The sequence below is a fragment of the Sphingobium sp. CR2-8 genome, from assembly GCF_035818615.1.
GTDB lineage: Bacteria > Pseudomonadota > Alphaproteobacteria > Sphingomonadales > Sphingomonadaceae > Sphingobium.
In genome coordinates, this window is record NZ_JAYKZY010000001.1 from 321413 (window position 1) to 343378 (window position 21966).

Below are 21966 nucleotides of genomic sequence, written 5' to 3' on the forward strand. Positions count from 1 at the left end.
CGTAAGGTTCCTCTGGTGACCTGTCACTTGTCGAGCGTGATGAAAAAGGGGTTATGCCGGAATATCTCTGATGCCTTCACAGGCGTTCGACCCATCAACCGCGTGTTGCCCCACCAGGATGAGGAGGGCAGAGCGCCATGCTCGACAACCGTGCTGGCGCAGCGAATCAAGACGGCACAGCGCAGATTCAAATGACCATGGCTTCGCTCGAATGCGAAGACATGGTCTGCGCGTTCGCCTACGCAATCCAGCCGATTATAATCCCCTTCGACAAATAATTCTGGAACATCCGCTCGAAGTTTCAGTAAGTGATGAACGAGCGCAATCTTCCTATTTGTCGTGACCGCGTCTCCGTCGTTCAACAGGTTACGCCGCAATCGATAATCGACGGGACGGCGATTATCGGGATCGACCAGGCTAAGGTCGGCCAACTCGGCGCCCTGATAGATGTCCGGTACGCCCGGCAGGCAAAATTTGAGGGCGGTCTGTGCCAGGCTGTTGGCATCGGACGCTGGTTGCAAATATCCGACGAAGCGGGTCATGTCGCTAGTGAAGGCATGCCTGTCCAGGAGCGAGCGAAGCCAGCCTTGCGCCCCGGCCTCATACGCCTCGTCCGGCGCTTCCCAGCTGGATCGCAGGCGGGCTTCACGCAAGGATTTTTCGAGCCAGCCAGTCATGCGGTCATGAAAATCTGCAGGCAGACGATCCTCCGTCGTCACTGGCCATGTCCCAAACAGGGTCTGTAAAATCTGGTAGCGGTCCGCCGGGTGGACGCGCTCATTGTGGCGTTCCACCATCTGCGACCACCGCTCCACAGCGGCCGCCCAGATATCCGGAACGGCGCTCAGAACTGCCAGTCGGGCGCGCATGTCTTCGCCCCGCTTATGGTCATGGGTGGCAGTGGCGAGCATGGCATGGGGGAAGGCCTTCGCTCGCACATCTACCCGGCGGTGAAACTCGGCCAGGCTGATAGCGAATTGCTCGGGATCGGAACCGACATCGTTGGCGGAGAGCAAGGGCGCATAGCGATAGAAAGCCGTGTCTTCCACGCCCTTGGCTGCGATCGGGGCCGATAGTTGCTGGAAGCAGCGTACGGCTTGCGCCGCCAGGTCGGCGTCGCCCGCACCTTCGCCGGCGAGCCAATTAAGGACATGGCGCGTGACCGGACCCTCGCCGGGCGGCAAATGCGCCTGTACCAAGTCCCACGCCTTGTTCCTGACCGCGACATCGCTGGCCGGAGCGGAACGCCCATCGCCATAGGTGCGATAGACCGGAAAGACCCAGAGCAGCCGTTCGATGGCGCGGCGAAGCATGGCGGGCGTGATGGCTTCATAGGCGGCATCGGTGGCTTGCGCGGACCGGGCTAGCGCGGTGAAAGCCTCTGTGCAGGCGCTAAGCTGGCCGTCAAACTGCCATGCCAGCATATCGCGCCGGGCCTGCAACACGACCTCGCCAGGATCGCCATGGTCCGGGTCGACGCTACGCCACAATTTCCTCAGTGGCGCTTCGCCCGCCGGGTCATGGAGGAGGGCGGTCACATCCCGCATGAAATCATAACCGCTCGTGCCATCCAGACCCCAGTCGTCGGACAGGCTTTCGCCAGCCGCCAGTATTTTTTCCACGACGATATAGGCCCGCTCGCGCCCGCTGCGGATGGCATCGAACCCCGCTCTCAAAGCACGACTATAGGCCGCAGGATCGGTGAGGCCATCGACATGATCGACACGCACGCCATCAATCAGTCTCTCGCGAAACAGATCGAAATACAGACTATGTGTTGCATCGAAGACTTTGGGATCTTCGATGCGCAACCCGGCCAGGTCGTTGATTGAGAAGAAGCGTCGCCAATTCAGGCTGTCATTGGCCGTGCGCCAATGAACCAGCCGATAATGTTGCGCGTCGAGCAAGCGCCGTAGGTCATCGGGATACTGCGCCGATGTGCCGGGGCGCAGCGGCAGGCGCTGGTCTCCATAGAGCAGAAGATGTGGATCGTCCGCCCCGCCCGAAACGCTGATATCGCCATCGTCGATGACTTGGGCGAGGACGGCACCCAGTAGCGGCAATATGATCGGCCCTTTGCCCCAGTCGATATCGAACCAGCATGCAAAGGGGCTGTCCCGTCCATGCCGAAGCACGTCGTTCCAATAGGCATTGTCTCCGCCCGCCACGCCCATATGGTTGGGCACGATATCGATGATCATCCCCATGCCATGCGAACGAAGCGCCGTGACCAGTCTGCGGAAATCCTCTTCTCCACCCAGTTCCGGATTGATGCGGGTCGGATCGATCACATCATAGCCGTGGGTCGATCCAGCGCGGGCCGTGGTAATGGGCGAGGCGTAGACATGGCTGACGCCCAGCGTCGCAAGATAGGGCACAATCTCTTGCGCCGCTGCGAAAGGAAAGTCGCGGGTCAATTGCAGGCGATAGGTGGCACGCGGGATCATCGGCCTCGTTCCTTGTTCAATTGGTCGATGCGCCGCGTCACATCGTCACGGGCGAGCAGCGTCCGGATCGGCGCGGGCAGTCGCCGTCGCCAGTTGGGATGCTCGTCTATCGTGCCAGGCAAATTGGGTTGCTCGGTCAGCCCCACCAGATCTTCCATCGGTACGATGAGCAGTGGTGCGTTCGAGCCGGCGAGGAAGGCGAGCGCCCTGTCGATCACGGGGGCCGGGTCATCGGGCGGCGGCATGGGGTCCGTGCCGCCGATGACGCGCCAAAGCGCTTCTCTTTCCAAGGCGCGTTCCGCTTCGTCTGCATCGCCGCGATCAAGCAATCGGACCCACGCCAGATCACGCCCCGTCCACCAACCCGCGAGCGTCGGCGTGTCATGCGTCGCACTCATGGCAACGGCGGTGCCGGAATAGTCAGCCGCGGGCAGAAACGCGCCAGCGTCGTCCCGTTGAAAAGGCAGGACGGCCATGCCGTAAATGCCCGCCTTTTCCAGCGCGTCGCCAAACCCCGGCGGCCGCGTGCCCAAATCTTCCGCAATCACGATGGCATGGGCGCGCCACGCCTCCAGCTTGACCAGCCGAAGCATGTCGTCGAACGGAAAGGACAGATAGGCGCCTGCGCTTGCAGGTTTCCCCGCTGGTATGACCCAAAGCCGTTCGAGGCCGAAGCCATGGTCGATGCGGATACCCCCATGTTCCGGGATGTTGGCGCGCAACAAAGCAATAAAGGGCGCGAACCCGCGATCGATCAACGCATGGGGATGGTAACTGGTTAAGCCCCAATTTTGTCCATCAGGGCCAAGCGGGTCGGGCGGTGCGCCGATGCCAAGGCCCTGGAGAAAGGCCTGCGGATCACAACTGACGTCGGCGCCGCTCGGGTCGACACCCACGGCCAGGTCGGTGATAAGGCCAATGGCCATCCCGCTCTCTCGTGCGGCGCGTTGCACTTTGTCTAGGCCCTGGCGGGCGTGTGACTGTGCGAAGGCATCGAAACTTTCGCCCGAACCCTGCTCCGCAAAAATCCTGCGAAGTGCTTCGATCTTGGCGGGTCCAGCCTTGGTCCAGTCGATCAAATCCGCATTGCCGTCCGGTGGAGGGGCCTCGGCTTCGGCGAAGAGGCTATTGAGAGACAGGCGGCTCGATGGGGAGTAGGGCGTAAAGCGTTCGGGATCGGCCAGGCTATGGATCGGACTGATCGCGACGGCATCCGCGCCTATGGCCGCCATCGCATAAACCGCTTCCGCCAATGTGCCGAAATCGCCGAACTCTCCTCTTCCGCGCAGAGAAGGAATTTGAACGGATAATCCCCAGCAGCGTCCGGGAATGGCTGGGCAGCGGTTCGGGGCGATGGCGATATGGGTCTGCCTGTTGCCCGTTTCCAACCTGTAATAGCCCGGGTGAGCGATGCCCGATTGGCGTAGCTGGTCCAGGGAAAGGTCGATTTGCGCATCGGCGTCATCGAAAAGGCGACCGTGGATCAGATCGGGGGTCAAGGGCAACGGTTGACCTATATCGGCCGTCACCATTGCCGGGCCGCGGCTTTCCCGGTCACGAAGCGCCTGCATGCTGTGCGCAATCATGTCGGGGTCAGTGGCAGGCAAGCCCAGAGCGGTAAGGATGGCGCGCAGGCTTTCGTCGCTCACATCCTGCGTTTCGCCATTGGCATCGGTCCACGATCGGGCAAGACCCGCCTTGCCCGCCAGTGCGTGGAGGGCATTCATGCAGGCGTGATCCAGACGGCGCAACTGGCCGGAGCGCCTGCATTGCCGACGGCAAAAAGGGGTGTTCCGACATCTACAGGAGGCACTGGCATATCCCCCAGATTAAGCAATATGGTCAGACGATCTCCACCGCCCATCCGCCATTCGGCACGGACCGCTCCGGCGGAAACCGCTTGCGCGCCGACGGACTGGCAACCATCCAAGCCGGGCACGATATGGGTTTTGCGGAGTAGGAGCAGGCTGCGATAGAAGGCGCGCCACGCCTCTGCATCTGCTGCTTCGACTGACCGCGAGCGTTCGAACGTTTCGGGCGCATTAGGGTCGGGGATATGCGCGCGGGCTTCCGCGCTCGCAAATGCGGCGGAACTGGCAAATTCCCGTCGGCGGCCGTCGCGGACCGCGTCCGCCAGTTCGTCATGAAAATCCGTGAAGAACAGGAAAGGACTGGTAGAACCCGCCTCTTCGCCCATGAACAACATCGGTATGTGCGGCATGAGCAGCAACAAGGCGGTCGCAGCCCTCAGCCGCTGCGGATCGGCAAGAGTGACGAGCCGATCGCCCATGGCCCGATTACCCACCTGATCATGGTTCTGAAGAAAGGCGATGAACGCCGTCGGCGCAAGATGCGCACTCGGCGCACCTCTCCGCTTTCCTGCCTGATGCACGGAGGCTTCGCCCTGATAGATGAAACCCTGCTCCAAACATCGGGCGAGTTTTTGCGCAGGCTGCTCGGCAAAGTCGGCATAGTAGGCGTCCTGTTCGCCCGTCAGCATGACATGCATGACGTTATGAAAATCATCGTTCCATTGCGCGTCATAGCGGCCGGGAATGAGCCGGTCGGGATCATTATGCTCATTTTCGAGCATCAGATGGACATGGCGATCCGCCCCGGTCGCGTCGCGGATTTCGCGCGCCAGCCAGTCCAGAAAGCCGTTGTCGCCGATCGCGTGAACGGCGTCGAAGCGCAGTCCGTCAAAGCCATAGTCGTTGAGCCACATCAACGCATTCTCACGGAAATAGGCTGCCACCGGCATTCGGTCCATGGCAACCGCGCCACCCCAGGGTGTGTCCCGTTCCGCATGGAAGAAGGACGCAGCATAAGCGCCCAGGTAGTTTCCGTCCGGCCCGAAATGATTGTATACCACGTCGAGGAAGATCATCATCCCATGGGCATGCGCGGCATCGATCAGCGCATGCAGGTCGTCCGGCGTGCCATAGGCTTCGGCCGGTGCGAAGGGGAGCACACCGTCATAGCCCCAGTTGCGCGTACCGCCGAAACTGTTGATGGGCATCAGTTCGATCGCGGTAACGCCCAGCTCCGCCAGCGTCGGCAACTGCGCTACGATAGCGGCAAAGCCGCCGGCCAATCCCGCGTGTATCTCGTAAATGACGGTCTCCGCCCACGGACGACCACGCCACGCCCGTGTCGGGCGCGTCACGGCCGTCACCACGCTCCAACCATGAACACCCCCCGATTGACATCGGGAAGCGGGGTCCGGGACGGCGGCATCGGCGTCCAGCCGAAAGCGATAGCGGGTTCCAGGACTAACCCGCGCTTCCGCCGCGAACCAGCCTTCCCCCAGCGCGATCATGGATATGAGTGCGCCACCTTCGATTTCGAGCGACATGTTGGGGCGGTCGGGCGCCCAAAGGCGAAAGCGCCAAAGGCCATCCCCCAAGTCGATCGGCCCCCAAAGCGTCATGCCTCCGGCTTCTCGCCGATCCAGCGCACCAGCACGGCGGAATGGGGCTGCACACCATAAGTGTCGCCAATCTCGAACGGGTCGCGATCAGGTTGCGCGCTGTCTATCAAAACCTCGCGCGCGGCGGAGGGCGCGGGCAAGGTGAAGTCGATCGGCGCGTCCCCGGCATTGAGGAGAAGGGATAATGCTTCGACCCGTCCATCGTCCAACTGAACCGCGCGACGCATCAGCAGGGCGCGGCCATCGGGATTGTTCCAGTCCTCGTCGCTCAGCCGCTCGCCGCGCTCGTCCCACCATTCGATATCGTTGACGCCGAAGCCCGGTGTATTTTCGCCATAAAGAAAGGTGGGCGCGCGCAGCACGGCATGGCGCTTGCGCAACGCGATCAGCCTGGCCGTGAAGTCGAACAGCGCTTTGCCCGCTTCTCCTTCCATCAGCGACCAGTCGACCCAGCTGATCTCATTATCCTGGCAATAGGCATTGTTGTTGCCGCCTTGCGTGCGGCCGAACTCGTCGCCCGCGACCAGCATCGGCGTGCCGAGCGAGGCGAACAGCGTCATCAGCATGGATCGGCTGACCTTATCGCGGGTCGCCAAGATAGCCGGATCGTCCGTTTCTCCTTCCGCGCCCCAGTTGCGCGAAAGATTATTGTCATGGCCGTCGCGATTTTCCTCGCCGTTCGCCTCATTATGCCGCTCTTCGTAGGCGACGAGATCTGCCAGCGTATAGCCGTCATGACTGGTCAGAAAATTCACGCTGGCCCAGGGACGGCGGGCGCGGCGATCGAAAAGATCGCCCGAGCCGGAAAGGCGTGCGGCCAGGTCGGCTCGCTGGCCAGGGTCACCGCGCCAGAAACGGCGCGTGGTATCGCGATATTTGTCGTTCCATTCAGCAAAGCCCGGTGGGAAATTACCGAGCTGATAGCCGCCAATGCCCACGTCCCACGGTTCGGCGATCAGCTTGAGCCGACCCAGGACGGGATCCTGCCGCAGCACGTCGAACAGTCCCGCATTGGGATCGAAACCATGGTCGGTGCGGCCCAGTGTCAGACCCAGGTCAAACCGGAATCCGTCTATGCCAAAGCTGGTGGCCCAATAACGCAGCGAGTCCGCCACCATCTGGATCACGCGGGCATGCGTCATCTTGAACGTGTTGCCCGTGCCGGTGTCGTTTAGGCAGTAACGCGGATCGTCCGGCAACAGCCGGTAATAGGTGGCATTGTCGATGCCCCGCCAGGACAGGGTCGGCCCCATCTCGCTGCCTTCGCAGCTATGGTTGTAGACGACGTCGAGGATCACCTCGATCCCGGCCGCATGCAGGCGGCGTACCGCCACGCGCAGTTCGTCATGCGTATCGCTGGAAAAATAGCTGGGTTCAGGGGCGAAGAAACTAAGGCTGTTATAGCCCCAATAATTGCGCAGCCCCTTTTCCTGCAGGAAGCGGTCCTGCACGAAGGCATGGATCGGCATCAGTTCCAATGTGGTGATGCCCAGCCGCTTGAGATGATCGATCACTTTGGGATGGGCCAGCGCGGCAAATGTCCCGCGCTCCTTGGGCGGAACGACCTCCAGAAGCTTCGTCAATCCCTTGGCATGGGCTTCGTAGATGACCGTTTCGGACCAGGGGACATTGGGCTTGACGTCGCGCGACCAGTCGAAACTGTCATGCGTCACCACGGCCTTGGGCATGGCGGCGGCACTGTCTCTTTTATCGAACCCCAGGTCCGCGCGTTTGCCTCGCACCGGATAGCCGTGCAGTACATCGTTCCAGCGCACGCTGCCCGAAAGGCGACGGGCATAGGGATCGAGAAGCAGTTTGTTGGGGTTGAAGCGATGACCTCTTTCCGGCGCATAGGGGCCATGCACGCGATACCCATATAACAACCCCGGGCGAACATCCGGAAGATAGCCGTGCCACACCTCGTCGGTGCATTCGGGAAGGGTGAGGCGAGCCACCTCTTTCCGGCCGCTGGGATCGAACAGACAAAGCTCGATCCTGTCGGCGTTGGCGGAGAAGATGGCGAAGTTGACGCCCAGTCCATCGAAACTGGCGCCCAAGGGATAGGGCGATCCGCCCTCAAGACGATCCGGATAAAGGCTCAAGGGAAGCTTGTTCCTATGATGGAGGGGAGAATGGGTGAAAGGCCGATCAGCCTTGCGACTGTTCTTCAGCTATTTTGGTCATTATCTCAGCGGCAGCGCCCGTTGCCAACGGATGGGGCAGTTCCGCCACGGTCCTTGCCTGCGCAACTTCCGCCGCAGCCTGACGCCAATGGTCGTCCGCCAATCCTTCCGGATGCCCTTGGGCCTCCCAGATCGCATGGGCGCGCTCCCTTATCCTCGCGTCTGTTTCGTCTGACATGATGGCCTCCTGAAGACCGCGCAACGCGGCTATCGGACAAATGCACAGAATGCGGATTGGATGCGCCCACTGACATGGATCGATGAAATTTGATTCCGGCCGCAATTCGGCCAGATGGGCAACGCGCATGAGTGGCATCCCAATGGCTGAGGCCCGTGGCGCCAGCCCGTTATTTTCCGCCGCTGCATGGTCCGCCATTCCGCAGATGCTTTTGAGCCTTTTGTTGGCTCGCCTTGCCGGACAGTTTGCCGATGGATCCATGACCCGGCTTTCGAGTTAGCCATTTCTGTCGCTCGGACATTAAATGTCACAAAAGAGCTATGCAATTTTGATCAAACATCCCCACCTTCATGGCAAACGCCGTACCTAACTAGGAGAATATCATTGGCAACATCCGTCACCGCACTTGCCGCGCAGCCGACGCCGGACGAAGCGCTTCAACGGCTGGTTAGTGGCAACGACGCTTTCGTAGCTGACCAGCCCCTGCCCTCTGATCTGTCGCGTGAGCGCCGACTGACGCTGGCCGAGGGCCAGCAGCCTTTCGCAACCCTGGTGGGCTGTTCAGACTCACGCGTGGGTCCGGAACAGTTGTTCGGCGCTGGCCTGGGTGAATTGTTCATCGTCCGCACGGCCGGCAACAATGTCGATACCGCCGGTATGGGATCGATCGAATATTCGGTTGCCGTGTTGAAGGTGCCACTGATCGTCGTTCTGGGACATGATAAGTGCGGTGCCGTAGCCGCAGCAGCGGACGTGGTGACGAAGGACACGCAATTCCCGGGCAGCATCGCTCGAATGATCGAGCCCATTGTTCCGGCTGTCCTGGCAGCGCAGCGCAGCGTCGGTGAGGATAAGCTGGTCGATACGGCCGTCGAAGAAAATGTCCGCCGCATGGTCGAGCGTTTGCAGAAGTTTTCCGAGCCGATGCTTATCGAACCACAGGAGCGCGGCGAGTTGAAGGTCGTAGGCGCTGTATATCAACTGGCGACGGGTCGCGTTCGCTGGCTTTGAGGATGGAAATCTCTGACTAGCGCGATGGATAGATTTCCCGGGTGGGCTGAGCAGAATATGTCACCTGTTTGGGAAATCTATCAGCGATTGAGCGTCAGACATGCATCGGAACCAGGCTCAGGACCTGTTACATCCTTGTGAAGATGGTGGACAGTTGATCCATCCATTCCATGATTGGATAACGATGAGTTCAAATGATACAATCTATGCGCTGGATGTGTTTTAGACTTTTCTTACACATGCGCCGGATCAGGCGAGTGATTTCGAGATGAGACGAATATCAGGGCCGTTCTATTGGCCGCCGCTACAATTGTAGTGGTGCCCCATCCGCTTGCCAATGTCGGCGGCATGAGATCGGGCGGCACGATCATGCCACTGCTCGACAGCAAGAAGCATTTGAGGTCAAGCGATCCGCTTGTCATCGTAGGCTATGTCGCGCGTACCGCGCCTATTCCGGCACCGGGTGGGCGCTACGCCTATGGCGCGGCCCCTTAACACCTGAGACTCTGTCTCGACATCAGGCAGGCCTAATCGCCCCGTCAGCCGGATTGGACGTCCTTCTGGGAAGCGCCAGAGCCGACAGCTACCGTTGTCGCGACATGGTAGCGATCAGGCCCATCCAGACACATGCGCCGCCATCCATTCGCGAGGTTGAACCGATCCGCCATATCGTCGATTTTGGGCACAATCTTGCGGGGCGCATTCGGTTGCAGATGCGCGGCCGCTAGGCGTAAAATGTCAGCGTTCGGCAAGCGAAATTCTGGCGGCGAATGTTCGGCGGTTCAGATGACCATCCATAATGAATATGGATCGTCATCTAACCAAACAATCGATTTCCTAACGTGTCAAAATTGGCCTAGCCCAAAGGCCAACCATAACGGGGAGGATTATAATGCGCCGCACTTTTTCGGTTTCGCTTCTGGCTGTCGCCGCGGCAACTTCGCTGACGGCCTTTGCGCAGGACCAGGTGCCGCCAGCACAAGGCGAAGGCGCGGATGCGCCGGTCGCAGGCGAAATCATCGTGACCGCGCAACGTCGCGCCGAAAGCCTTCAGAAAGTTCCGGTCAGCGTGACGGCGCTGAGCAGCGAAACGCTGACTTCGCGCAATCTCAACGATCTGACCCAAGTTGCGCGCGCTGCGCCCACATTGCAGGTTGGTGTCGATAACTCTTTTGCGGTTCGCGGGGTCGGCACGCTTGCCTTTGCTGGCACGGTCGACAGCAGCGTCGCCCTGGCGATCGATGAGGTGAATCTGGGCCGTCCTTTGCTCAACAGCCCATTGCTGAACGATCTGGAGCGGGTCGAAGTGCTGAATGGGCCGCAGGGCCTCTTGTTCGGCAAGAACGCGTCGGCGGGCCTGCTCAATATCGTCACGACCAAGCCGGTTCTTGGCGAATATTCCAGCACGACGAATGTCGAGGTTGGGATGCGTGACACGCCGTCGGCGAAGGGCAGCGCCGCCACGCTGATTGCCCGTGAAACCGTCAACATTCCGGTATCGCCCAACTCGGCGCTGCGCGTCTCGGGCCTATATTCCTATCAGGAACCCGCCACGACCTATGTAGGCACGCCCAATCCCGGTACACGCCACGACTTCAACGCGAAAAGCTATTCCATCAAGGCGAAATATCTTCTGGAGGCGACGCCTGACCTGACGATCTACCTGATCGGCGACTATAATGAAAACCACGGCATCGCGGGTATTTTCGACAATAGTTTCCGCCAAGTGGACGCCACCAGTACCAATCTGGCGCCGCTTGCAGGCGACAGGATCACACCGGGCGCGGATAATTTCGCATTCGGCGGCGATGCGAGCCAATTCCGCGACATCAAGACCGGCGGCGCGCAGGGGAAGGTCAGCTACGAATTCGGATCGGGTTGGGAACTGAGCAACCTGTTCGCTTGGCGGTTCTACGACCAGAACCAGTCGCTCGATGCGGATTATCTAACCGGCAACGGATTCAACACGAACCGCACGAACGCGCATTACGACCAATATTCAAATGAATTGCGCCTCGCTCTGCCATCGGGCAACCGGCTGAGCGGGCAGGTCGGTCTTTATTATTTCAAATCGACGCTGGACCTTAGTCGGCAATTGGGCGGCAACAGCTTCCTGCCGGGTTTCGTCGTATCCGGTTATCCCTTCTGCGTCGGCGCCAGGGCCGTTCCGGGCGCATTCCCGCCCACCTGCTCGGTCAGCAATGTCGCGCAGCTCGGCGCCGACGCATCCTATACGCTTAATACCGAAAGCTATGCCGGTTTCGGGCAGCTGACCTACGACCTCACCGATGCCCTGAAGGTCATCGCCGGCGGCCGCATAACCCGCGACAAGATCGACATCGACCTGTTGCAGAACCAGCTCAATTATTTCTCCGCACTGGCGGGTCCGCGTGGACGGTTCGGCAAAGACTATTCCAACACGGACTTCAGCTGGAAACTGGGCGCGCAATATCAGCTCTCGCCCACGGTCATGGCCTATGGCTTCTATGGTCGCGGTTACAAGGGGCCTGGCTTTAATGACAGCTTCCCGACGGCAACCGCCGATGTGGTGGTGCGCGAAGAACATTCGAACACCGCCGAAGTCGGCATTAAAAGCGCTTTCTTCAATCGCCGGGTAACGCTGAACCTGGCCGCCTTCCACACCAAGTTCAGCAATTTCCAGGTCCAGGCCTTCAATCCTTCGACCGTGTCGTTCCAGGTTCAAAATGCCGCGAAGGTCACGTCGAAGGGGATCGAAGCCTCCCTGTTCGCGTCATTGATCGACGGCCTGTCGATCAATGGCAATGTCGCCATTCTTTCATCGAAATTCGACGATTTCCCCGGCGCCCAATGTTATCCGACCCAGACCAGCATGGGGTGTTCGGCTACCGTCTCGACCTTCAATGCCGGTGGCCTGACCTTGCCGGTGTCGCCCAAATTCACCTCCAGCCTTCAGGCGACCTATGAATTCCCGACGAGCGGGCAGATCCAGCCGTTCGTCGAGGGCAACTGGTATCACCGATCCTCGGTAAATTATCTGGTCAATCGGGCGCCCGGCGCGACGATCGATCCGGTGGACATATGGGGAGCCAGCATCGGCGCCAAGGTCGGCGGTTTGCGTGTCGCGCTCTTCTGCAAGAATTGCACGAACAAGCTTCTGCCCACCGCCATCGGCGTCGACTCCGGTGATGCGAACGCCCGAAACGCCCGCGGGCAAGCCACACCGAAACTGTCTTATACCCAGCAATTCGGGCTGGATTCGGTTCGCACGATCGGCCTCTCGCTCGGGTTCAAATTCTGATACCCAAAGCATGCCCCTGTTCCGCACCCGCTGTACGGGACAGGGGCATGATAACCGATCAATCAGGTGGAGAGGTCTTTGTTCACGCGCCCGCTTACAGGCATCGCCGCTTTGCTCGCCATGGCCGCTCCGGCCGTATCTGCGCAAGTCTGGGCGAAGGCCGCTACTGCCGCGACGCCGGACAATGATCCTCGGTCCGTCACGCTCCTGTCGACAGGTTGGCGGTTCGACTTTGGCGAGCATTCCGGCGCCGAGCACCCTGATTTTAATGACGCCAACTGGGACAAGATCGATGTTCCGCACAGTTGGAACCGGGTCGGCTATTATCTGAAGCCTGCCAGAGCCACCGCCAATCGCCCCGAAACCGTGAACAAGGCGCAGGGGATCGGATGGTATCGGCTTTCGTTCGACGCTGACGCCGCTCTGGCAGGTAAGCGGACATGGCTGGAATTTGACGCTGCCAGTCGCATCGCAAGCATATGGCTGAATGGCCAGTTTCTGGGCGAACATAAAGGCGGCTATTCGCGCTTCCGCCTCGATGCGACAAAGGCTTTGAAGCCTGGCGCCGCGAACATCCTTGCCGTGCGCGTGGACAACAGCAAGCCCGCGCCCGGTTCTTCCACCGCCGATGTCCTGCCGTTGACGGGCGATTTCTTCGTGCCGGGCGGCCTTTATCGTCCGGTGCGACTGGTCAGCACCCAAGATGTCCATTTCGACATGATGGATCATGGGGGTTCGGGCATTCGGGCCACTACGCGGTCGATCGACGCAGGCATCGCCACCATCGATGTCGCAGCATCGCTGCGCAGCGAAATCGGCCAGGCGCGGGGCCTGCGTATGGAAACGCGGCTACTCGACGCCGAAGGGCGGGTAGCCGCGCGTCATGTGCAAGCCCTCTCCTTTAAGGCCGGGTCCAGCCAATCATCGGCAAGCCTACAATTACCGGCCGCGCACCTGTGGCAGGGGACGGACGACCCTTATCTCTACCATTTGTCGACCCGCCTGCTTGATCCCAAAGGTCGGACGCTCGATAGCGTCGACCAACCCTTCGGCATCAGGAAGATGCAGTTCGATGCGAACCGGGGGTTCCTTCTGAACGGAAAGCCCTACCGCCTGCGCGGCGTCGGCTATCATCAGGACCGCGAAGACAAGGGCTGGGCTATCACCCCCGCCGATGTCGAACAGGATGTCGCGACGATGCGCGAAATGGGTGTGAACAGCATCCGTCTCACCCATTATCAGCATGGTCAGACCATCCATGACCTCGCCGACCGCTATGGCCTTGTCCTGTGGGACGAAATCCCTCTGGTGTCGGCATGGACGTTGGGAGAAGCAAAGGAAGCAACCCCCGGCCTGATCGAAAATGCCCGCCAACAGCTGACCGAACTCATCCGCCAGAATCAAAACCATGCGTCCGTCGCGTCATGGGGCATCGCCAACGAGGTGGATTTCGGTAACTCGCTGCCCGCCTTCCTGACCAGCTTCAAGGGCGCGCCACCCGATCCCCTGGCGCTGCTTAAGGAACTAGACGCTACCGCCAAGACGCTGGACCCCAGTCGCCCCACCGCGCTCGCTACCTGCTGCGAAGGGCGCCTGTTCAGCAAGGGCGTGGAGGTGCCGATCACGGCGCCGGAAGCTGATCTGGGCGGCGCGAACCGCTATTTCGGCTGGTATTATGGCAAGCCGGAGGAGGTCGGTCCCAGTCTGGATGCGCTGCACGCACAGCGGCCCGACCAGGCTCTGGCCGTCACCGAATATGGCGCGGGTGGTGCGACGACGATCCATACCGACAATGTGCTGGGCGGACCGGTCGATTCCCGTGGTCGCGCGCAACCGGAAGAATATGAAAGCTACGTCCATGAAAAAAATTGGGCGGAACTGGCGGGCCGGCCTTACTTTTGGGCGACATGGCTATGGGTCGGATTCGATTTCGCAAGCACCGTTCGTAGTGAAGGCGATGCGCAGGACATCAATACCAAGGGCCTGGTGAGTTTCGATCACAAACTCCGCAAGGACGCCTATTATTTCTACAAGGCCAATTGGTCCCGGGAACCTGTCGTCCACATTACCGGCCGCCGCTACGTCGATCGGGCCTATGGCGTGACGGATGTGCGCGTTTACAGCAACGCGCCATCGACGCAGTTGCTGCTCAACGGGACAAGTCTTGGCGCGCGTACCGACTGCGACGGGCATGTCTGCGTCTGGCAGAATGTGCGTCTTGCCGCTGGAACCAACGTCCTGACGGCCCGGGGCAGCATCAGCGGGACCGCTGTCACGGATCGCGTGGAATGGCGCCTGTCTCCCGATGTCGCGCGCGCCGTTCGTATCGACAGCGGCGCCCTGGTCGCCGCCAAAGGCGTGGCCGGCATCTATGGCTCGGATAATTTCTTCGACGGGGGGCGGGCAGGCTCGATCGTGGAGCAGGCCGATTTTGGCAAACCGGCCAAGCCCGTGTCGATTGCTGGAACGTCGGAAAGTGCCGTTGTCGCCACATATCGGGAAGGCGATTTCCATTATCGCATCCCCCTCGAAGATGGGCGTTATCGCGTAAAACTCACTTTCGTCGAACCTTCTGCGGCGGGCAAGCCACGGCGATTTTCCGTTTTGGCCAACGACCGGATTGCTATCGGCAACATCGATCTTGGCAAAGCATCATCATCCGCCAGGACCGCCGTGGAACGGAATGTTGCCGTTTCGGTCGCAGGCGGCATGCTGGACCTTCACTTTAAGCCTATTGTCGGCGATGCGATCGTGTCCGCGATAGAGGTCATTCGCTGACGGTCCAGGCTGACATGCGATGGTCGATACCCCGGAACGACCTAGCGACAAACCTTCTTTTCAGGCGGTATCTGCCCATCGAACAGAAGCGTCACATCCGATCGTTGCGGTCCTGAAAAATCACGGCAATGGGATCGCATCCCGTTATCTTTACATCAAGACGACCGGCTTGATGACGGCCCCTCCCGCCGATGCGGCGACGGCCTGCTCGATGTCGGCGAAGGCGTAGGTTTCGACCAGCTTCTCCAGGGGAAGGCGGCCGGCCATATAATGGACGACAAGCTGTGGAATGAAGCTCTGTGGATCGACGCCGCCTTCTACCACACCTATGATCCTGCGCCCCATACTCATGATGGCAGCAGGGGCGAAAGTGGCGGCGTCTTCAGGATAGGCGCCGACCAGCGCCAGCGTTCCCCGTTGCGCCAATTTATCCATGGCGATGGTGACAAGAGCAGGTGACCCCGTCGTATCGATGATATGATCGAACATCCCGGTCACATCATCCAGAGCAATGCCGGTTTCAGTCGCGCCGACATCCTGCGCCAGTGACAGGCGATGGGCATGGCGATCGATGACGGTGATCCGGCTTGCCCCCGCGATCACGGCCGCCATCACCGCAGACAGACCCACCGCCCCTGCGCCCAGGATCGCGATGGCGTCGCCTGCTGCGACATGCAATGTTTCCAGCACGGTGCCTGCACCCGTCTGGATGCTGCAACCCAGCGGCGCCAGCAGATGCAGGGGCAGCGTCGGCTCCACCTTGATCACATTGTCGCGATGGGCCAGCGCATAAGTAGCGAAGGCCGACTGGCCGAAAATGTTGCTATTGACCGGCCTTTTGTCCTGCCAGACGCCGCCTTCGCCGGGTTGCAGGACGGCCTGGAAGTTGCGCGGGACAAATTCGGCACAATAACCGGGCTGGTGGGCATGGCAGGACCGGCATTGGCCGCAACTGTGAAAACTCAGCAGCACGCTGTCGCCGCACACGACATGGTCGACCCCGGCACCCACGGCTTCGACGATGCCTGCGCCCTCATGCCCCAATATCACCGGAAACGGAATGGGCAGGTCGCCATCGCGCATCACCATGTCGGTATGGCAAATGCCGCATGCGACCATCTTCACCCGTACCTGGCCGGGACCAGGCGGGTCCATCTCCAGGTCCAGGATTTCAAAGGCTGTGCCGACGCTTTCGACGACGGCGGCCTTGATTGCGATCCGCTCCATTGTCAGAATTCGAAGCCGAAGCGCAGATACCATTCGCGCGGCCGGTTATAGGTGCCGAAGATGGCGCCCGCCGCTATGTTCGATCCGCCCGATGTCAGATAGCGCTTGTCGGTCAGGTTGGTGCCCCCGGCCGTCAGCGTCCAATGTCCACCCGGTTCCCTGTAGCTGACGCTGGCATTCACGATGTCGTTGGAAACGCGCCGCAACAGCAACGTCCGCTGCGTGTCGTTCCAGGCGCTCGTACTATGGGTCCAGTCGGCCAGCAGAACCAACGAGCCGCCATTGGCCAGCTTAGCCTCGTAGCGCGGACTGAGATTGACTTTCCATTTGGGCGTCTTGGGCAACGCTTCGCCTACCAGAGTGCCAGCCTGGAAGCTGTTCGCCCCGCCCACGGCGGCCGTAGCCGGCGACACGCTGGTATAATAGGCGTCGATATAACCGATGGCACCGTTCACCGTCAGGCCATCGATCGGCGCCGCGATCATTTCCAGCTCGAACCCCTTGATGCGGGCATCGCCGGCATTGGAGATGGTCGGTGACGTGCCGACCTGAATATTCAGCTGGATGTCGCGATAGCGTGTCGTAAACGCCGCGGCGTTGAGTTGCAGGCGTCGGTCGAGCAGGGTCGATTTGATCCCTGCTTCCCAAGTCGTCGCCTTTTCCTCGTCGAAATCGGGCGCGACATTGCCCTGCGGATTGGTAAGGCGGGTGGTCCAGCCCCCCGTCTTGTAGCCCTTGGACCAGCTGCCATAGACCATGACATCTTCGGACGGATGGACCTGCACGCCTACCTTGGGCGAGAAATCGCTGAACTTCTTGCGATTGACGCCGGGCGTATAGACGCGAACCGGATTGTTCGGGTCAGGATAGCTCAGGCCGGTCTGGCAATTGATCGGCGCCAACGGGAAGGGGCCACCGGGGTTGATGGTCCCGTTCGCATTCGCGCAGCCGAACAGCTTGTAGTTGAAACCGTTCAACTCCTGCTGCCCGCCTTCGAACCGCTTGCGTTCGTTGGTGTAGCGGCCGCCGATCGTGATTCCGATCAGGTCTATCGGCCGGTAATCGACCTGCCCGAAGAAGGCGTAGTTGCGCGTGGCGAGCTCATTGGGGCCATCGACCTGGACCTGACCTTCGGCGAAGGTGACATAGTCATGCAGATCGCCCTGTTCCTTGAAATAATAGGCGCCCAGCACATAACGCAGCTTTTCTTCGAAGGCGTTGCCCAGCAACTGAAATTCCTGGCTGAACTGCCATTGGTTCATCGTGAAGCTAAGCTGCACGAAATTCAGCGGCGACCCATCTGCGTCCAGCCCGGCGTTCCAATGCAGTTCCCGATAAGCGGTGATCGATTTGAGCGCCACATTGTCCGCCAGGTCGAAATCGACCACCCCGCTCAGGCCCCAGCTTTCCAGGTCGGAATAGCTGTTGCCCGTGGCATAGCTGCGATCCGGATCGGCGATCAGATAGCGCCCGTCCCAGGGCAGCCGGTTATTGGAAGGGTTGCCGTCGACATTGACGCTGGCGTAGCTCGGCAGCTGGAACTGCGGATTGAACTGGGTGCCGGACACTCCGCAAAGGGCCTGTGCATTGCGCGCGGCGATCTGGGCTCCGGTGCTGCCGATACAGAAATTATAGAGGCCCGCGAACAGAAATCCGGTCGTGCCGGTCGGGTCGAAAGCGGTGCCGGGCAGATTGGTCGTGCCTGCGAAATTGCCGGTCGCCTGCTCCGCCGTTCCCACAAGCTTGTTGGCCGACGTCCCCTTGTCCTTGCTGTAGTCGCCGGACAGCGTCACGCGTGCCGCGCCGCCATCGTCCCATTTCAGCTTGCCGCGCAGGTTCCAATTGTCATTCTCCCCCTCGCGTCGGGCGCTGTCATAGCCGGCCGCCGAAAAGGCGTTGAAGGACGGCGCATTGTTGGCGCGCTGGTCGGGATAGGGGATGCGCTTGAGGAAACCGTCGCGGCTCTTGATCCCGAAAGTGAGCGCTGAACTCAGGTCTTCCGTGATCGGAACCGTCACCGATCCGCGCGCATGCAGCAAGCCATAGCTGCCCACGGTCACGTCCCCGGCCGCCTTGAACGTCTTGCCCGGATCGGTGGTCACGATCGATATCGCGCCGCCGATGGTATTGCGGCCGAACAGCGTGCCTTGCGGCCCCTTCAATATTTCCACCCGCTCGACATCCAGCAGATCCTGGTTCGCGCCGACGGTGCGGGCCAGATAGACGCCGTCCAGATAGATGCCTACGCCCGGATCGATATTGAATGCGAAATCGTCCGATCCGATGCCACGGACATAGGCGGCCAGAACGGCCGTCGATCCAGAGAAAGGCGTGCCTGCGTCCAGATTGACGTTCGGCGCGATGGCGGACAGTTGCGACACGCTGCCGACGGCGCGTTCCTGCAAAGCCGCGGCGGTAAAGGCCGAAATGGCGATCGGCACGTCCTGCACATTTTCCGCGCGCTTCTGCGCCGTAACGACGATCTCCGCAATGCCCCCGCTTTGTGCTGCGCTATCGTCCTGGGCAATCGCCGGGATCACCCAGGCGGTGGATGCCATCAGCGCCGCTATCGTCAGTTTGCCCATCTCTCATATCCTCCATAATCATCCCGCCTGTCCCGACGGGCTAAGCCTTGGTCATAGTGCCGTGACATCGGCAGGTCTTGGACCTGCGCGAACGGCGTATCAGGACGGATGCGAACCGCCGTTGCGCCACTGGCTGGGCGACAAGCCGAATTTCCGGCGGAAGCACCGCGTAAAGAAGGCGGAATCGCTGAAACCGACGGCAAAGGCGATGTCGGTAATCGTGCGGCCGTCCGCCAGCGACAGAAGCTGCGCCGCTTTGTCCAGCCTGCGGGTCGTGATGAATGCGGTCGGAGTCGCGCCGACATGGCGAAAGAAGCTTTTCTGCACCGTTCGGGACGACAGGTTGAGCGCCTGTCCTATCAGTGCAGTGCCCAGATCGGGATGGTCCAGATTGGCGAGAGCGAAATCGACAGGAGAAGGCGACGGTGCCGTCGGCATAGCGCGCGCCGCGCCGCGTCGGCAGACCATGCGCGCCGCGTCGGCCAGCAGCACACCCGCTTCGGCGTCCAAGTCGTCGAACCGCTCGCGCTGGGTCCACAGGCCCTGCAATAGATGCGAGAGGAGGGCGACGTTTGGGTTCTGCGCAGACAGAAGGCGCCCGTGCCAATCCTGCACCATGATGTCCGGTCCCATCAGGGCTTTGGGCACTTGCAGGATCAGGCAATCATTATAATGGGATATATCGAGCGTATAAGGCTGATGATCGTCCACGACCGCGATGTCGCCTTGTGCGACGTTATTGATCTGGTCGCCATGGACCATTGTCATGCGACCACGATGCAGCAGATGGAACAACAGATGCTGGTCGTCGCTGTCGTTCGATACGCGACTGACCTGCGCCCGCTCGCTCAATGCCCTTGCCAGGCCGATCGGGCCTAAAGACAAGCGGACCAGCTCTGCCCTGATGCCTTCGGGTGCATGGGCGGTCATGCCCGGAAAAGCGTCCGCGACCACTTCCCGCCAAAAGATATGGCGGCGCGATGCAGGAATCAGGCGCGTGGAAAAATGTTCGACCGCATTCATCGCACCATCTCCCGTGGCGCGTAAGATGCGGATGCAGTCATGGCATTAGGCTGGCCCATATACCCCCTCCTTGCCCGTCGCTTTCCCATTATGTTTCCACGAACCGGCACAGACATTGTGTCACAAGCATACAAATACTGCAAGTGGGCACGCGCGGTCGAAGCGGCGTTTCGTCGTTGAGCAATCCGCATATGCAAGGAACCGCATAGGCGACTGGCCGGTTGGAGGTCCGCAACCCAAGGAGCAGCATTGCCAACGATCCTCGAAACCATCACAGTAGCTGCCCGCGACCGCGCGCGCATGACGGAAGTCAGCGCGGTGATCGCGCGGTTCGGTCTGGAATCGCTGCTTACGCGCATGGGGCTTGCAGGGGGCAAAGTCGCGGGCGCCAGCGACGAGTCCGATCTGCCCACGCGGATTCGCCGCGCGCTCGAAGCGCTCGGACCGACCTATGTGAAGCTTGGCCAGATCCTTGCCACGCGGCGCGACATGTTGTCCGCCGAATGGATCGCCGCCTTCGAACAGCTTCAAAGCGACGCGCCGCAGTTGCCGTTCGACACGCTGCGCGCGCAGGTCGAAACCGCCCTTGGCGAAGCACCGGAAACCGCCTTCGCCCGTTTCGACACTGAACCGCTTGCCGCCGCGTCGATCGCACAGGTCCATCGCGCGACCCTGCATGACGGCACGGAAGTCGTGGTGAAAATCCGTCGCCCCGGCATCCGCAAGGCGATGGAAGCGGACCTGCGGCTATTGCGCCACCTGGCGGCTATCGTGGAACAACGCAGCGCGGCTGCCCGGCGGATGATGCCGTCGGCCATGATCGGGCAACTCGGCCGCGAAATCCTGGACGAACTGGATTTCACCAACGAAGGCCGCAATGCCGACCTGTTGCGCGCCGACCTCGGGTCGATCGATCGGATCATCGTGCCGACCATCCATTGGCAGCATGTGAGCGAGAGCCTGTTGGTGATCGACTATGTCGCGGGTGTGCCGCCGCGAGACCCGGCCGTGCTGCGGGCTGCCGGGATCGACCCCTCCGCGATCGCCAGGCTGGGTGCGCGGCTGGTCCTGGAGATGGTGCTCGTGACTGGTCGCTTCCATGCCGATCCGCATCCCGGCAACCTCCTGTGTCTGCCGTCGTCAGGAGCGGAAGGGCAGGACCGTCTGGCGTTGCTCGACCTGGGTTCGGTGGGCTTTGTCAGTCCCCGCCGCCAGCATGAATTTCTGACGTTCATCCTCTCCCTGCGCGGCAATGATCCAGCCGGTGTCGCCGATATGCTGGCGTCATGGTCGCAAGCTGGCGAAGTCCCGCGCGAAAGATTGCTGGTCGCTGCCGAGCGCCTCGTCGCCCGGCACGGGACAGGTGCGCTCGTGCTCAGCGCGATGGTGGCGGACTTCTTCCCGTTGTTGCGGAGCGAAGGGATGGTGCTCCCGCCGGATCTGGTCCTCATCTTCAAGGCGATGGTGACGATGGATGGCGTGCTGGCGGGTATCGCGCCGGACTTCGACCTTGCGGAGGCGCTGGGTGAGATGCGCGGTCGGCTGATAGCGTCTCGGCTGGCAAGCCTGGCGGCGTCCGACCGGATCGAGCCGCTTCTACTGGAATTGTCGCGCCTGTCCGCCAATGCACCGGCGCTGATACGCGCCGCCACTGCGCGGCTGGAACAAAGCGGCGCGCGACAGGAAGACACGCAATTGCCATCCGCGATCCGGCATAGCGGTTGGCTGGTGGCAGGTGCCATCATGCTCCACGCCGTGGCGCTATTGATAGCAGGGCTGGCACATTAGTTGACAAGACCGCAGCTATCGCGGTGCTCAGCTTAA

Annotated in this window: 13 protein-coding genes; 5 read left to right on the forward strand and 8 right to left on the reverse strand. The window is 61.0% G+C overall.

The window, feature by feature from the left end; translation table 11 throughout:
- Positions 1-23 precede the first annotated feature (23 nt).
- The 5 genes from treY to U5A82_RS01530 are packed head-to-tail and all read right to left on the reverse strand — an operon-like array spanning position 24 to position 8367.
- A complete protein-coding gene (treY, locus tag U5A82_RS01510; protein WP_326288096.1) occupies positions 24-2447 on the reverse strand; it encodes a malto-oligosyltrehalose synthase in 2424 nt (807 codons plus the stop codon).
- A complete protein-coding gene (malQ, locus tag U5A82_RS01515; protein WP_326288097.1) occupies positions 2444-4174 on the reverse strand; it encodes a 4-alpha-glucanotransferase in 1731 nt (576 codons plus the stop codon). The genes treY and malQ overlap by 4 nt, the downstream gene beginning before the upstream one ends.
- Positions 4171-5877, reverse strand: coding sequence for a malto-oligosyltrehalose trehalohydrolase (gene treZ / locus U5A82_RS01520; protein ID WP_326288099.1), 1707 nt, complete (start codon positions 5875-5877; stop codon positions 4171-4173). Before treZ ends, malQ begins: the two co-directional genes overlap by 4 nt.
- On the reverse strand, positions 5874-7979 hold the full coding sequence (gene glgX, locus U5A82_RS01525; protein WP_326288100.1) for a glycogen debranching protein GlgX: 2106 nt from the start codon (positions 7977-7979) through the stop codon (positions 5874-5876). The genes treZ and glgX overlap by 4 nt, the downstream gene beginning before the upstream one ends.
- Before the next feature lie 46 nt (positions 7980-8025).
- Positions 8026-8367 (reverse strand): DUF2934 domain-containing protein, encoded by a 342-nt coding sequence (locus tag U5A82_RS01530; protein ID WP_326288102.1) that lies wholly within the window; start codon positions 8365-8367, stop codon positions 8026-8028.
- A gap of 255 nt (positions 8368-8622) precedes the next feature.
- Here U5A82_RS01530 and U5A82_RS01535 point away from each other — a divergent pair, with 255 nt between their 5' ends.
- The 4 genes from U5A82_RS01535 to U5A82_RS01550 all read left to right on the forward strand — a co-directional run bounded on the left by U5A82_RS01535 (position 8623) and on the right by U5A82_RS01550 (position 15307).
- A complete protein-coding gene (locus tag U5A82_RS01535; protein ID WP_326288104.1) occupies positions 8623-9249 on the forward strand; it encodes a carbonic anhydrase in 627 nt (208 codons plus the stop codon).
- Between the two features lie 294 nt (positions 9250-9543).
- Positions 9544-9744 (forward strand): hypothetical protein, encoded by a 201-nt coding sequence (locus U5A82_RS01540; protein ID WP_326288105.1) that lies wholly within the window; start codon positions 9544-9546, stop codon positions 9742-9744.
- Between the two features lie 397 nt (positions 9745-10141).
- Positions 10142-12529 carry a TonB-dependent receptor gene (locus tag U5A82_RS01545; protein ID WP_326288106.1) on the forward strand — a complete coding sequence of 796 codons (2388 nt, stop codon included), beginning with the start codon at positions 10142-10144 and terminating at the stop codon, positions 12527-12529.
- A 78-nt stretch (positions 12530-12607) separates the two neighbouring features.
- Positions 12608-15307: a glycoside hydrolase family 2 TIM barrel-domain containing protein gene (locus tag U5A82_RS01550; RefSeq protein WP_326288108.1), complete on the forward strand. Its 2700-nt coding sequence runs from the start codon at positions 12608-12610 to the stop codon at positions 15305-15307.
- Between the two features lie 150 nt (positions 15308-15457).
- Here U5A82_RS01550 and U5A82_RS01555 read toward each other — a convergent pair whose 3' ends face one another.
- The 3 genes from U5A82_RS01555 to U5A82_RS01565 all read right to left on the reverse strand — a co-directional run bounded on the left by U5A82_RS01555 (position 15458) and on the right by U5A82_RS01565 (position 20142).
- On the reverse strand, positions 15458-16534 hold the full coding sequence (locus U5A82_RS01555) for an NAD(P)-dependent alcohol dehydrogenase (protein ID WP_326288109.1): 1077 nt from the start codon (positions 16532-16534) through the stop codon (positions 15458-15460).
- A gap of 2 nt (positions 16535-16536) precedes the next feature.
- Positions 16537-19119 (reverse strand): TonB-dependent receptor, encoded by a 2583-nt coding sequence (locus tag U5A82_RS01560; RefSeq protein ID WP_326288111.1) that lies wholly within the window; start codon positions 19117-19119, stop codon positions 16537-16539.
- Positions 19120-19218: 99 nt separating this feature from the next.
- The gene (locus U5A82_RS01565; RefSeq protein ID WP_326288112.1) at positions 19219-20142 is read right to left on the reverse strand and encodes an AraC family transcriptional regulator; all 924 of its coding nucleotides are present in this window, start codon (positions 20140-20142) and stop codon (positions 19219-19221) included.
- Between the two features lie 258 nt (positions 20143-20400).
- Here U5A82_RS01565 and U5A82_RS01570 point away from each other — a divergent pair, with 258 nt between their 5' ends.
- Complete coding sequence (locus U5A82_RS01570; RefSeq protein WP_326288769.1) at positions 20401-21930, forward strand: ABC1 kinase family protein; 1530 nt, start codon at positions 20401-20403, stop codon at positions 21928-21930.
- Positions 21931-21966 lie beyond the last annotated feature (36 nt).

Coding starts and splice junctions, on each gene's coding strand:
- treY (WP_326288096.1), bottom strand. CDS start 2,447: ATGATCCCGCGTGCCACCTATCGCCTGCAATTGACCCGCGACTTTCCT.
- malQ (WP_326288097.1), bottom strand. CDS start 4,174: ATGAATGCCCTCCACGCACTGGCGGGCAAGGCGGGTCTTGCCCGATCG.
- treZ (WP_326288099.1), bottom strand. CDS start 5,877: ATGACGCTTTGGGGGCCGATCGACTTGGGGGATGGCCTTTGGCGCTTT.
- U5A82_RS01530 (WP_326288102.1), bottom strand. CDS start 8,367: ATGCGCGTTGCCCATCTGGCCGAATTGCGGCCGGAATCAAATTTCATC.
- U5A82_RS01545 (WP_326288106.1), top strand. CDS start 10,142: ATGCGCCGCACTTTTTCGGTTTCGCTTCTGGCTGTCGCCGCGGCAACT.
- U5A82_RS01555 (WP_326288109.1), bottom strand. CDS start 16,534: ATGGAGCGGATCGCAATCAAGGCCGCCGTCGTCGAAAGCGTCGGCACA.
- U5A82_RS01560 (WP_326288111.1), bottom strand. CDS start 19,119: ATGGGCAAACTGACGATAGCGGCGCTGATGGCATCCACCGCCTGGGTG.
- U5A82_RS01565 (WP_326288112.1), bottom strand. CDS start 20,142: ATGAATGCGGTCGAACATTTTTCCACGCGCCTGATTCCTGCATCGCGC.